The organism is Noviherbaspirillum album (assembly GCF_035916955.1).
GTDB classification, from domain to species: domain Bacteria; phylum Pseudomonadota; class Gammaproteobacteria; order Burkholderiales; family Burkholderiaceae_D; genus Noviherbaspirillum; species Noviherbaspirillum album.
On record NZ_JAWIIV010000002.1, the window covers coordinates 158,335 to 172,503 of the forward strand.

A 14,169-nucleotide genomic window follows, 5' to 3' on the forward strand; every position below is an offset into this window, starting at 1 on the left:
AGGTAATGGTTGAACAGGGAACGAACGCGCCTTCTACAGCGACGCCAAATCCGGCGCCGAAGGGAAATGGCTCGCGGCCAATTGGCCTGATTGCGCTCGTGGTGGCATGCATGTTGACCTCCATGGTGTCGATCGCAACCACAATGTGGCTTCTGCGTGACGCAAAAGGCGGCGGCCACGGGGATCAACAACTAGTATTCATCGACGCGCCGCGGCTTATCGAGGCAAAAGCCCTCGAGCTGAATGCCCGCCGGCTTCCGGACGCGGAAAGCACCGCTGAAGGGGCGAAGTTTGCCGAGATGCTTCAGACCATCGTCGGTGACTACCAGACAAAGGGTTATACGGTGGTCAACGGAGGCGTACTCCTGAGTGAGGCGGACCAGAATGACCTCACCGAGCAGGTAGCCAAGATGATGAACGTGCGCCTGGACTACAAGGATCTGCCTAATGACAGCGACACTCCAAAATAGGTCGTTCCTCCTTCGGTTCGGCCGCGGTGCGCTGTATGTGCTCAATACGCTCATCATCCTTTTTCTGGCATGGATCGCGGCGGTCAAATTTGTCGACTTCCCGTACCGGCTTGGAATTGATGGCCAGAAGGTCCGCTGCTTGCCGTGGTCAGTGTTTCTGGTCAAGCAACAACTGCCAGTTTCCATAAGGGCCGGCGATTTGATCCAGTTTCGGGCCGGGAAAGTCGGCCACGGTTTCGACGGGCTCGTCTTCGTCAAGATGGTAGGCGCAGTACCAGGTGACCACGTTGAAATCCGGGGCGACCAGTTGATCATCAACGGCAAGGAGCACGATCGCCTTTGGCTGTTGAAGTCACTGCAGAAGAGGCCCGGAGACCTTGATACGACCTATGTTGTGCCGAAGGGTGAGTATCTAATGCTTGGTACGACGCGGGAGTCTTTCGACGGACGCTATTGGGGAACAGTAAAACAGGAGCAACTTCTTGGCTCAGCTCGTCCGCTTTTCTAAATTCACCCTTTTCGCGCTTGCCATAGGTAGTTGCTCGTCAGTTGCAACGGCATCTGATCAGGCATTCCTGAACTTTCTTGCCGACCAACAGGCTCAGATTGAGCGAGGGGCAGTGCAGGCGCCTTTACCGTTTCAGGGAAGCTCCCAACACGATCGGCAAGCCGCCGGTGAGATTGCGGCGCAGACGCGTGACAGCACGTTAGCGACGATGGGCGCCGACAAGAAACCTGGGAAATACAAGCAATTCCGCACCCTTATCTTTATCACATTGGGCATGCCTGAGAAATCGTTGCGGGCGCTATTCCGGCAAGGGGCCGGGCGTTCCGATGTCGGGTTCGTATTGCGGGGCATGTCTTCACCGGACATGTATCGCGAGATGAAGCGGGTGCGCGACATGATGGCCAAGGAAGGCGAGGCCAATGTCTTCGTCGATCCATTGCTGTTTCAGAGTTATCGGGTGGATCGCGCTCCCTTTACCCTCCATCGTGCCGACAACGGTCGCTGGTACGGGCTGTGGGGCGAGATCGCCGTCGACGGCGCGCGTACGATGATCGAAAACGGCCAAGGCGGCAGAACGCGGGCGCCGGTCGGACCAGTCTATAGTTTGAAAGAGCCTGACATGCACGAACAGATGCGTGCCAAATTCGACTCGGCCGACTGGAAAAAGATCGAACAGAACGCACGGCAACGCGCTGGCCAAACCGAGATCCACATCAATCTGCCGGCGGCTCCGGCTGATCGGACACGCCTGGTCGACGTCAGCTCGCGGCTGATGAGAGATGTCGTGGGACCGAATGGTCAGGTATTGGCAACTGAGGGCACCCTCATCAACCCGTTGATGTACGTGGCAATGGATGAACCATACATTGTGTTCGATCCGACAAGCCGGTATGAGAACGAGGTAGTCGCGCAATGGCGCAGACAGCATCCAAACGCGAAACTGGTAGCAGTTCATTGGGATACCCGTCTGGGTGCCAAATACGACGTCCCTGTTTTTGTTCTTGATCCGCTGTTCAAGCGTCGCATGCAAATCGAACATACTCCATCTCTGGTGCAGCAGGATGGTCTCCGAATGCGGGTTACGGAGCGGAGAGCACGGCCATGATGAAATTATTGCAACGGATGGCGCTAAGCCTATGTATCGTGCTCTTTGCATCGCCGGCCGCGGCGCAGGCAGAAATCGACAAGGTGCTCTGCCCGAACGCCAACATATGGGGGGCAAGCTTGTTCCAGAATATATGCTGGAGCCAGTTTTACCCTATCCGCCTCGCCGGATTTGACGTATTTAAGGACATCGCACCTCCGGACGCCAGCCGGCGCCCTGTCTGTGCCTGCGGTGGGAATCTCTCAAAGGGTGAACTGCCGATGGTGGGCATCACGTCGGGACACTGGCGGCCGGTTCGTATCATCGAAGCGGTTCGAAAACCGTGGTGCCTGCCCTCGATGGGCGGGATCAAGCTGGCCAGCAATGCAACCCGAGGAGACGTGAACCTGACTGGCGGCATGCAGGACGAAGGCAACGCTGGCCATAAGGTTGGTTTCTACAATATCAACTATTACTACGCGGATTTTCTTTCGATGCTGAACATGCTCAATGCATCGAAGTGCAATCCTGGCGGCACGGTGGATTTCGATTTCGCGCAGACATCCGCTTTCTATCCGCAATGGAACAACGATAAGCTCGGTGCGATCCTCAACCCCGAGGTGTCCCTGTTGGTCTCCCTTGGTCAGCCGCTCATCCAGCCAGTTGATTGCCTTGCCACTTCGGCCATCGGTCAGGCGAAGGATGATTTCTTCCTCACCGCTGGTTGTTGGGGGGCGATGGTGCCGTTCAGCGGTGTGGTCCGGCCGGCGACCAGTACGGCAGAAATGTGGCTCCTTACGAGCACGCGGTTCCTTGGAATGCTGGCGAGGTTGGGTATGCTCCAACAAACTGTGGGGAATGATGCTCTGTGCGGATCACAGCAAATGCCGATCCTGAAAAAATCGCAGTACATGCTCCAGATGCTTTATCCGGTTCCGCAATCGACGGGAGGCGCACCAACGGCTCCGCCGCCCCCCAAAGACAGTACCAACGGCGGTACACAGGTAGAAGAAACGGACCTCAGTGCCCTGTCGGATCGGTGTACGACAGCGATCGGAGAAACCACGTTGAAGTCCATGGAGTACCGGATGCGGCCCGCAACTGGTGAGGATGCGGTATTCCTGCTCTGGCAATGGGTGGACTGCTGTGTGGGAGTGTCGCCCTAAGGCATAGCGCAGGCAGCAGGGGTGCGGATCGTCGAAAACGACCACGGCGACGTGTTTTTCGATGATCCAAAGTGGTGGGTGATCCGCTACGCTCCTAGCCTATGAACCGTCATTCCTTCATGCGCCGTACGATGATCGCGGCGCTTTTACTTCCCACCTTTGGCTTCGCCTACAACAATGCGTTAGGCCCCTCCGGACGCGTCGAAGCAGCTGTCAACGATCTCGGTAAAAAGCCAGAGGCGCTGAGTTACCTCCAGGAGCAAGCTCAGGAGAATAACGCGCTCGCACTCTTCTATCTGGGTGTGGCGACAGAGACGGGGAATGGCGTTGCCAAGGACTCGCGCGCCGCGTTTGATCTCTACCGCAACGCGGCCGACAAAATCAAAGAGGCCGCTTTCAATGCAGGCAGGCTGCTATATCTGGGCAAGCGCGTCGATGATGCAATGAGTTACTTCGTCGTCGCTGCCGGCGCTGATCGTGCTGACGGGATAGAGAAGGCAATGATCATGCTGGGCCGCATTTACGAGCGTGGAGAATCGAGCTACGGGCGCAACTACATTGCGGCGGCCAGATGGTACGAAGCTGCAGCACGCCGCAAAGATCCTTTTGCGATCGGCAAGATGGGCGAGTTTCTCCTCCATGGCTTTGGCCGGACCGCGAACAAGAGGGATGCGCGGATCTATATCGAGCGCGCAGCAGATATGTGGAATTCTGACGCGCAGTTCCTCATGGGTGAAATCTTTGCCAAAGGGATGATTGGCCCGGTCAACCGTACCGAAGCCGGCAAATGGTTCTTCGTGACCGCATCGCAATCCTCAGCCCACAACAGCCGATCTGCCGAATATCTGGCGGCGCTCAGCGACCAGGAGCTGGCATCGGCAAGGCGGATGGCGGATCTGTGGATATCTGCCCATCCGAAAGCTCCTCCCATTGACTACCTTGGGATGATCGAGAGGATCCGCTAGATGAAACGCTTGCTTGCATATCTCCTGGCCGTGCTGCAGGTCTGGATGCCGTTGGTATTCGAATGGCAGGGGGCCGTTGCCGCCGCCCAGACGGCAGCCGCCTTCGTTGATCCGGTAGTGAAACAGGCTAACGAAGGCCAGCAGCTTGGCGCGGGGATACTGCAGCAGCAGGTAGGATCGTTCCGCAATACAGCGGTGGTAGATCAGCACGTTGACCCGCAGTCTGCTTCCGACTTCGGTAAAACGGGCGGCAAGATCAACCTTCAGGACTTCGGACTTGGCGGGAATATAACGGAAGCGCAGCAAGTTCTCCAGAACGCCTACTCGAAGCCGGACCAACTGAACGACATCACTCGCCAAAGCCGGCGTGATATGCAGGAGCGTGGCTGTCCGAACACGAGCTTCCAGTACGCCCGCTCGGCGCAGGTGCTCACCATCACTCCAATCAAGGTGACGCTTACAGCGCTGTCCAACGGCACGGTTCAGAAGAGCGAGGCTGTGGACACTACCTACACTGGCGTGGTGCGGGTGAAGTATCCGACCATCGGACACGCCCGTACATTCGACCAGGTCATCAGCAATGCCGTGGTCGGCACGCCGGGCGTGGTTCTTCGCTATGACGCGACGCCCTACACGGTGCCAAATGACGGAAGCCACTTCACATTCAATCACCAGATTCATGGTGCTGCCGGAGCGCCTGTTGTCGTCGACTTCGGCAATAGGGCGAATGGCTATGCGACGGAATCGCTAGTCTATGCGCAACCTGGCTCCGTCATCAAAGTCACTGCAGATCTCTATCGGGTTAAACGGACCTATACACCTCAGCCGCCGTCGGGCTGCCCGGCCGACCCGCCGAGTTGCGTCGTCAGCGGGATCAATTTCTGTGGTCCACCGGCGTTAGGCGTTCTTGATGTGTTTCAGGCATCGAAATCTCACAAGAATGCGGCGATGGGGACCCTCCTGGCAGCCGCATCGGCGGTCGAGTACGACGAAACCAATGCCGACGTTGCAGCGATCGTCAATCGCGGAAGTCAGGTACTCAACGGAACTGATTCGGTATTTACGGAGCTTTTCACCGGATGCTCACAGTCAGTCAATTTCACCACCAATACGGTGAAAGTTCGCGAGCAGAAGATTCAGACGTGCTCGATGCCACTGGTGGAGATGCCACATACCTGTAACGGCTCGCGCAACGTCGGCTTTGTATATCTCCAAACATCGACCGTGTTGACTGCAAGCTTTTTCCAGAAGGTTCAGGTTGCATTGATCGATCCGATGACAGGTCAGCCTGCCAAGGATGCGCAAGGAAATATTATCTATACAACGCAAGATAAGCCTGCAGTGTATTCCGGCGCGGTCGATATCAACGTCCAGACGTTCGGGGGCGCGCGCGCATGGGAGTCCACGCCGGACAGTAACGGCTATTACATCAAATACGATCTAACTCCCTTTTCTGTCGCCGCAAATGAGTATTTCCCTTACGCCGTGACTGCCCTGTCCGATGGTGCGGTGTCGTCGACCGTCAGCAGCTTGGGGAGCAAGATGGACAATTGGAAGATCGTGGGAACGGCAAGCGTTTCCGGAGCTTCCCAGTTGCGACTCAATGCGCAGTTGTATCAGGTCATGAATAACCAAATTGCAGGCTGCGACACCTATCTGGCGACTGCGGCCGATGGGTTTTGCACCGCGCAGATGCAATGCACCGACTACCGCGGACCATGCACGACCCTCAACGGCGTGGAATTCTGCGAGGGCAGCGGCGCGGCGGCTGGCATTGCGGACCTCCTAAAACCGTGGGGAGTCACTGACAGTGCGCAGGCGGGCGGTAAGACGGGCAATGGCGTCATAGGCGGCGGGGCAAAGGAGTTCCTTCCCAAGCTCTGCTGGGCCGCCACTGGCAACAAGATGAATTGCGAAAGTGGCTATAAAGGCAATCTCAACTGTTATACGGACGCAAACGGCAACAAGCAGTGCGGAAGCGCGACAGGTGAAGGGCTGGCCACGAATTTCAATGAAGGTCCGATGTACAAAGACGACTGCGCTTCGCCCGAGAAAAACCTGTTCGGGAATCCGCAATGCCGCCTTGTCTCGACGAATACCTGCACGGACGGCGCCGCCGGCCTGTTCTCGGGGACCTGCTATAACAAGACCGTCGTCTACGACTGCGGGACAGAAAAGGAAGTCACGGTGCCCGGTGGCGTGTCCTATGCGCAAAGCTGTGGAAGTCCTGTTCGGTGTATGGGAACGGAGTGCCATAACCCCAAAGGCGAGGTCAATCATGATTTCGGCCGGGCGGTCGCCTCGGCGAACGTCGTTGATATGGCGGCACGCGATCTCGTCTGCGCCGAGACCGGGGCCAAGCCGACCAATACATCCGATATCTGCACACCGATCGTGTTCAACGGTACAAACCTGACCTGCAAGATTCCAGTTGGCAATCAAATCGGCATTACTCCGGATTGCTGCAAGGAGAGCGACAAGGCGGCTGCCGAAGCTCCCAATGCGATCAAGTATGCGCAATTGGTCATGTACAGCTACAAACTGGCCAGCGACAAGATGATGATGCAGGCGCTGTCCAAGGTGCCGGGGTTGAATGGATTTTCACAAACCGTATATTCGGGCGCGGGCACGATACAGAATGCGATCGACGGAGGAATCGCAGCCACGAAGAATTTCATGATGGACTCTGCTTCTACGGTAGCGAAGACCTTCGGCTACGACGTCACGAACGCTACAACTACTAATGTCGCAAAGGAATTCTCTCTTGATTCGGTTACGGTGAACGGCGGGTTGAGCCAGGCGCAGATGAGCAGTTACTACAACTTCCTGTCTGAAAACGGATTGACCGAGTTCGCTGACACCCTGATAACACAGGTCGGTGAGGGTGAGGCGGCTAGCTACGCTCTCACCGAAGCAGGCGAGAGTGCGATGCAAGCCTTGGAGGCAATGCAGACCGCCTTCATGGTCTACTCCATTGCGAAAATCATCGGCCATATCGTTTTTAAGTGCGAGAAAACCGAACTGGAGCTGGGCACCCAGAAAAAGCAAGGCAACTGCCACTATGTTGGAAGCTATTGCGCCGCCAAGGCATTTGGGACCGGCTGCATCGAGACGCGCGAGAGCTATTGCTGCTACAAGACTCCGCTGGCCCGTATGGTCGCCGAGCAGATCCGCCAGAAGTCGCCCGAAATCGCTGGCGACTATGGTGATGCAAAAAATCCACGCTGCGGGGGATTCACCCCGGCACAAATCGCGGCATTCGACTGGAATAAGTTCGATCCATCGGAATGGCTCGCGCTGTTGCAGGATGCCGGTCTGGTCCCGAACAGTACGAACAAGGCCGATACGATGTGGGGGCTCAACTCCTCCCGTGCAGCACTTGCCACAGGTTCGCCCATGCCGACCGGTGAGATCAACATCCAGCAACAGACGATTAACCGCTATCAGCCGATGGTGGAAACCTACACACAGCGACGCAACGACCTGGCGCGGCAACCGGTATGTTTTGGGAATGCGAAAGAGATGGCTTGGTATCAGCCGACGGTCCGGCAGGAAGACGTTGTCCGTGCGATTGGCGGGAATGGCGTCGTTCAGTCCTGCGGCGAGGGTTGTATTGACGTCTACATGGGCAAGGTCGGTGACAACTATATCTTCGACCATTGCAGTATCGGTCATGACCAGTATTTCGACATCGCGGTGGACAAGCCTGAATACATACAGGCAGCGTACCTGATGGAGGCGCAATGGGATGACCATCTGCAGGTCACCATCGGCGGCGATGTCGCCTACCAATCGCCACAATTCGCAAACCCGCCTCCGGTGTGCGAGCTGAACTACGGATCGTGCTTTGGAGAGAAGACGGCCGGCGGCAAGTGCGACCGTGCGCCGTCCAATGACCCTGGCGGCCCGATCGACGTTTCGCACATCTTCAAGCGCGGCGGTACGATCACAACCAATACGCGGGTTTGGACGGGTGGCGCCGGTGAGGGTTTCGCCCGTGTGCGCGTCCTCTGGAGTCAGCCACAGGCCGGTCAAGCTGGTTGTATTTATCCGAGTGGTCAGGAGGCGCAGTGATGAGGAAGATTCTGTTAGTGGCGCTTCTGGCATGCTGCACTGTTGCCTCGGCACAGAAAACCAACAATGGTTTCTTTGGTGGCAAGGAGGAGGGCTGGTTCTGGTACAAGGACCCGCGGGAGGCACAGGTCAAGCCGTTGCCTACTCCCGCTCCTGAGCCTGAGAAGAAGGAGACCCCGCCGGCGAAGGAGCCGGAGAAGCCGAAGGAAGAGAAACTCTCGGCTTTTTCTGTGAAGTGGATTCGCGAGAACCTGGACAAGCTGCGTGATATCGCCATTGACGATCCCACCCCGGAAAATGTCCGCAACTACTATTACGCGCAGCGCATCATGCTCGACAAGGCGGATAAGTTCGCCACGGTCGCCAAGCAAGTCGTAACGTCCGATCCTTACCTTGACGAAAACAATAACTATCCCTTCGCGACGGCTGCAAGAGCGAGCATCACGCGCCTGCAAAACGATGCCAAGAAGGAAGGGCTGAAGCATCTCGCAGGTAAGGCGGGATTGTGGTTCTTCTTTGACTCAAAGTGCTCGTTCTGCTCCATGCAGGTCAGTACGGTGAACCACCTCGCACAGACCTATGGGTTCGAAGTCAAGGCGATCACCTTGGATGGAAAGACGCTGCCGGAACTCAAGGTGCCCGTCGTCCGCGACCAAGGGCAATTCAAGACACTCAATCTGACGATCACTCCGACGCTGGTACTTGCGGTCCCGCCCAAGACATTCCTCGTGATTTCCCAAGGCGTCCTATCGGACTCGGCGGCTGACGAGCGGTTGCTGACGGTAGCTGCAACACAGAAGCTTCTTCCGTCCGAGATTTCGCGACAGATCGATGTTTACTCGAAGGGCGTCCTGGACCCTGAAGACATGAATAGCGAAGAAGCGAAAGCATTGCGCGACGATCCTAAGGCGTGGGTGGAATACCTGCAGACCCGCCTGAAGACCAAGTATTGAAAGGACAGTGAAAGTGAAACGACTATTTGCACGAAGTGTAGCGCTTGCAGTCTTGGCCAGCATGACAGTTCCGGCCAGTGCCAGTCAGCTTTCGAGCGCCATGGATGGCATGTTCACCGCCACGACGATTCCGCAGTCCTTCAATACCCCCTCGATGACCGGGGTGGCATTCGGCTCGGCATCGGTTCGCTTTCCCACACAGAATTTCAACATCATCGCATTTGAGCCGCCAAGGGTGAACGCGGGTTGCTCCGGGATCGATCTCTATATGGGCTCTTTCAGCTTCATCAATTCCGAGCAGCTCAAGGCAATGATGCGTTCGATCGCGCAAGGTGCGGTCGGCTACGCCTTCAAGGCTGCGATCCGCAGCATGTGCAACATGTGTGCTTCGGTCATTGAAGATCTGGAAGCGAAGATGCAGGCATTGAATGCGCTCGGCAAGAATACATGCGCGCTCGCCAAGATGATCGGTGAGCCGGTCGGCGCCGCGATGGCAGGGAAGGCTGATGAGGCCGAGGCAATGCTTCGCGTGTCCCGGCAGAAGGTTGATGACTGGATGCAGGGCAGTAACGCGAACCAGACAGAGGGCCGTAGCGACAAGGCGAACAAATATAACGGCAATCTGGTTTGGCGGGCACTGTACAACACTGGGGCTGCAGAGCGGATTGGCGGATACGGTAAAAATGCATACTGGGGTATGTCCGGTGACGCAACGGACCTGATTATTAGTCTGGTGGGAACATACATCGTCCCTGCGTCGGACCCTAATGCCACAACGTGTACAGCCGGCGACTCCGATGCCAAGGTCTGCGAAAAGCGGCCAATCACCCTGGAAGGAAAGATCGGATTTGACCAGGTATTCGAAGGTGCAGCCACGAACGGCGAGACGGTCAATGCATGGAAATGTGACAGCCGCGACACCGAGATGTCCTGTCAGAATCCGACGTCCAGCGCGTTCACTTTTGAAGGCACGAAGAAGTACACGCACCGGATGCTTTTTGGTCAGGATGCGAGCGCCTACGCTCCCACGTCCGATTCCATCATGGGCGTGGTAATGAGGCAGGGTCCCGGGGGCCTGAGTTCGACACAGCGGAATTTCCTTTCCAGCGCTGGCTCGATGCCGCTCATGGCAATCATCAACCGAACGCAGCGGCACCCAGCTGTTGCGCAAGCCATTCTTGCACGGGCGGCCGAACAAGTAGCGCACGAGATGGCCTACAAGCTGATTTCTGAAGCGATCTCTGCAGCGGAGGACGCATTCTCAAAGAATACGGTTGAAATGCCGACTGAGATGCGGGCCAAAATTGTCGCACTGAGGGCAGAGATCTCGAACAAGGCATATCTCAACCCGACGGTTGTGGTCCAGAACCTCAACAATCTGGAAACGCTCCTCCGGAACTTCGAACGCAACCTGCCGCGCGCTTACTCGGCCGCCGGCATGAAGAGGTAATCTGATGGCAGTCACAGTCTATTCCCTTGGTGACCTCGAGATCATTCGCGCTGGCCTCACTGCGGTCGCCATGCTCTTTGATAGTGGCAATACCGATCTTTTCACCGGCGCCGGTGCGGCGGGCCTCGGCCATGCGGCTGGATTTGGACTGATGGTAAGTGTCGGCTGGATCGCGATGAAGGTGATTGTTGGCCAGCCATTTGCACCTGGCCACCTCCTTGCGGTGATGCTCGCCTACATCATCATGTTCGTGCCTAAGGTCACGATGAACATCGAGGATATCTATACCGGACAGGTTGCAGTAGTGGACGGCGTGCCGCTAGGTGTGGCGCTTCCCGGAGGAGTGATCTCGGGGGTGTCTCGATCCATTACGCTCAAGATTGACCAGGCGCTAAGAACTGCGGATGCGGAAACAAGTACGCTAAGCGAGAACGGCATGGTGTCGCCCCTGAAACTGATGTTGGCAGCTCGTGGCGCCGCGTTGGTCGACGAAGCATTTACATTGAGCATGTCGCGCTACATATCGGAGTGCACCGACGGCATTCCGCCGAACGCGGCGAGCAGTGCGGCAAGTCCCTTTCTCTTCCTGCAGAATCCGTTCCAAAACTACCTCACTGCGATCTATCCGTTTGGATCGAGCCCTAGTTCAGCGAACCAGTGGACAACGCCAGAGTTCGTTACCTGCACGGACGCAGCAAACAAGCTTGATACAAAGCTTCGGGAGATAATATCCGGCCCAGATTTTGACGAATATCTTACCCAGCGTATGGGAGTGAATAGGCCGGCGGGCACCATGGGTGGCCGCTGGACTGCGAACGACTTGCAGGTCTACATCAACAACTTCGCAACCGCTGGAACGGATGCGCAGAACGTCATGGCTCAGCTGGCGACGTCCGATATCATCGCGGATACGTACCGGTGCGGCGCTCTTGATAAAGCGGATGCCATCAGTTGTTCAGCAGCCATGCGTAGCGCAGTCGAGGGCGCCAAGTTTGACTCGGCGGGTCGAGGTAGTGTCTTCGCGCGGACTATGATTCCAAGCATGAACGTCTTCATGTTCCTGTTCTTTGCGATCAGCCCTTTGATTGCTGTGGTGATCGCCGTGTCAGGTATGCACGGTGTTACGAAGGTGATGCCTAACTACCTTCTGTTTGGTGTCTGGACTCAATCCTGGTTGCCAATGGCCGCGATCATCAATCACTTCATTCTTCGCCAGTCTAAAGAGGCTGCGGAACGGGGCTTGATCACTGCGGATGGGCTGCCGTTACGTTCAGGTGTTGAGTTCTATGATCTCTTGAGCACCAAGATTGCAGCCGCGTCGGACCTGCTCGCGTCGACGCCGATCGTAACGTTCGCCATTATTTCTGGTTCTGTGATGGGTCTGGCGCAGCTCGCCAGCAAAGCCGGTGATAGTTTCAGCGAAAAGAACGTTGCTCCGGACGTCAATAAGGTAGATTCTGCCGCCTCGGTAGCGGCTCGTCACGCGGAGGCACCGCGCACCACCAATTCGGGAATGACTCTGAACCGCGGTGTTGGCGGCACTGGGTACGGGGGATCGAGTGATCCGTTGGCGCTCAGCATGTCAAGCGACAGCATGCGAACTCTCGCTGCAGGTGAGCAATATGCGGCGGAGTCGTTACAAACACAGTCGCAGCAATTATCACAAGCTCTTTACCAGGGATACGGTGCGAAGGTTGCAGGTTCATCGTCATCGAGCCATGGGAAATTCGGGTCGGCGGATTTTACGCAGCTGCACGGGCAAAGTCGAACTATCGCTGATTCGTTAAATCAAGCGATCAAATCCGCGAATAACGACAGTACTGTCAAATCGCTGGGCCTGAACACAAACCAGCTAACCAATGCAGCCACCGGTGCTTACCTTGATGCCGCCAACCGGGAGGAGAAAGCGGAAGGACGAGGAGCAGCTGCAAAACACGCTGTGAGAGGGGCAGTGCTCGCTGCTTTCAAAACTATGGGCAATCTCGCACCTACTGCTGCGTTGCAAGAGCAGGCGGTAAAAAGCTTCGAGAACGCCATTAGTCAACAGCTTGCCTCAACTGCTACCCAAACAGATGACTGGGCTGCAAAGTTCTCATCAGGGGAGCGGTCATCTGCAGAAAATTCCTTCCTCAGCGAGGTATCAAAGAGCTCTGACAAGAAGCTTGGGGAGACGCTTTCCCAGACTAATGCCCAATCACGTAAGAGGGCGCAGACAGCGCAACAACTCGATAGCTTTGCGAAGAGCCTCAAGTCGGGAGTAAACCTTGCAGGGGGCGACCTCGCGAATATGGCCGCGAATGGGTCGGGCAAACTAGGTGAGCGCCTTGCAGATCTAAGGCGAGAAAACGGCATTTCCGAGCAAACTGCCTACGATACTGCGCAAAAGGCGACAAACGGAAAATTTACGGGCGATGGCACTCCAGGCGATAACGCTCGGAACCGGGCTCTGGGCACTGCGTATGGAACGATGTTAATGCTTGGGCAAAGTCATAAAGCAGAGATTGCGAATGCAGCATTGTCGGAATTGCAGATGACTAATGCGGTGGGGTCTATTAAGAGCGGTTCACAGGTGGCGGGAGCTGTGGATGATCAAGCATCCGCCGCGCCTACTGGGCTTTCACAGAACACGGCTGGGCGTATAGCTGCGATGAAACCACAGGCCGAACAGGCAGCAGCCAATGCAGCTGGCGAAACACAGGGTGTTAACGGACAATTAAGAAGTAGGCAAGGCGCTGCATCACAGGGTGTTACTGCGGAGACCTTCAAAGGTTATTCCGGAAAGGTTGATGAGGCGGCCGCCGCTTCAGGTGTTCAGGCAGCAAATAACAACCGCGTCACTGCGGCAACGCCGGGAGAACAATTCAAGGCCCGTGCAGCAGCGCTTGAGCGTGACTATGCCGAAAACTCCACAATTGCTGGTATGGCTTCAGATTTCGCTAAGGAGGTCGCAAACGATGGTGTCCTCCTAGGCATTTCTGCGACGGCTGGTGTCGCCGCTGCACATGCCACGTTAGGCGATATTTCCAGTGCATATGAGCGCCAAAAAGGTGCTGGCTCCGGCGGCCCTACTACTGGAGGGCAGCCAACAGGCGGGAACCCATCAGGCGGGAATAGTCCCGGATCGGGAGGTTCCCGTACTGGAGGCGGTCAGGGAGGAGTCTCGCAAGGGCAATACACTCAGAAGGTGCTTGGTAAAGTAGCGGATAAAATGCCTGCCGTGGCTGCCGTAGTGGGTGCGCGGCACGCCGCAGCAACCGCAATCGGTGCAGTAGGACTCGCTCCTGGCGCCGCAGTTGCGAATACGGTTGCAGCAACCGTCGATATGGTGACTTTGGGCACGGCACTCTATGACGCCATCAAGGAAGTTGATAACGAAATAGCAAGTGGTAAATAGCTCGTTGTACTGGGAGCGAGTGTGGCAACGACGGGTCGGGAGGCATTTGCTGGCTAAAAATAACACGGAATTACGTGGTCTCTTTTGCTAACATATCCGGAGATG

General features: G+C 56.5%; 9 protein-coding genes. All 9 read left to right on the forward strand.

The genetic code is table 11. The annotated features are described in order from the left end of the window. Positions 1-5 precede the first annotated feature (5 nt). The 9 genes from RY831_RS03560 to RY831_RS03600 all read left to right on the forward strand — a co-directional run bounded on the left by RY831_RS03560 (position 6) and on the right by RY831_RS03600 (position 14,064). The gene (locus tag RY831_RS03560; RefSeq protein WP_326504959.1) at positions 6-470 is read left to right on the forward strand and encodes a hypothetical protein; all 465 of its coding nucleotides are present in this window, start codon (positions 6-8) and stop codon (positions 468-470) included. After that, entirely contained in the window at positions 448-978 is a 531-nt protein-coding gene (gene lepB / locus RY831_RS03565; protein ID WP_326504960.1) for a signal peptidase I, read from the forward strand. Before RY831_RS03560 ends, lepB begins: the two co-directional genes overlap by 23 nt. Continuing rightward, entirely contained in the window at positions 953-2,083 is a 1,131-nt protein-coding gene (locus RY831_RS03570; protein ID WP_326504961.1) for a TrbC family F-type conjugative pilus assembly protein, read from the forward strand. The genes lepB and RY831_RS03570 overlap by 26 nt, the downstream gene beginning before the upstream one ends. Beyond that, positions 2,080-3,228 carry a TraU family protein gene (locus RY831_RS03575; protein ID WP_326504962.1) on the forward strand — a complete coding sequence of 383 codons (1,149 nt, stop codon included), beginning with the start codon at positions 2,080-2,082 and terminating at the stop codon, positions 3,226-3,228. Before RY831_RS03570 ends, RY831_RS03575 begins: the two co-directional genes overlap by 4 nt. 101 nt (positions 3,229-3,329) lie before the next feature. Continuing rightward, the gene (locus RY831_RS03580; RefSeq protein ID WP_326504963.1) at positions 3,330-4,193 is read left to right on the forward strand and encodes a tetratricopeptide repeat protein; all 864 of its coding nucleotides are present in this window, start codon (positions 3,330-3,332) and stop codon (positions 4,191-4,193) included. Further along, entirely contained in the window at positions 4,194-8,267 is a 4,074-nt protein-coding gene (gene traN, locus RY831_RS03585) for a conjugal transfer protein TraN (protein WP_326504964.1), read from the forward strand. Beyond that, positions 8,267-9,220: a conjugal transfer protein TraF gene (gene traF, locus RY831_RS03590; protein WP_326504965.1), complete on the forward strand. Its 954-nt coding sequence runs from the start codon at positions 8,267-8,269 to the stop codon at positions 9,218-9,220. The genes traN and traF overlap by 1 nt, the downstream gene beginning before the upstream one ends. Positions 9,221-9,281: 61 nt before the next feature. Beyond that, positions 9,282-10,670: a conjugal transfer protein TraH gene (locus tag RY831_RS03595; RefSeq protein ID WP_326504966.1), complete on the forward strand. Its 1,389-nt coding sequence runs from the start codon at positions 9,282-9,284 to the stop codon at positions 10,668-10,670. 4 nt (positions 10,671-10,674) lie between these two features. Continuing rightward, positions 10,675-14,064, forward strand: coding sequence for a conjugal transfer protein TraG N-terminal domain-containing protein (locus tag RY831_RS03600; RefSeq protein WP_326504967.1), 3,390 nt, complete (start codon positions 10,675-10,677; stop codon positions 14,062-14,064). The last annotated feature ends 105 nt before the right edge of the window (positions 14,065-14,169 follow it).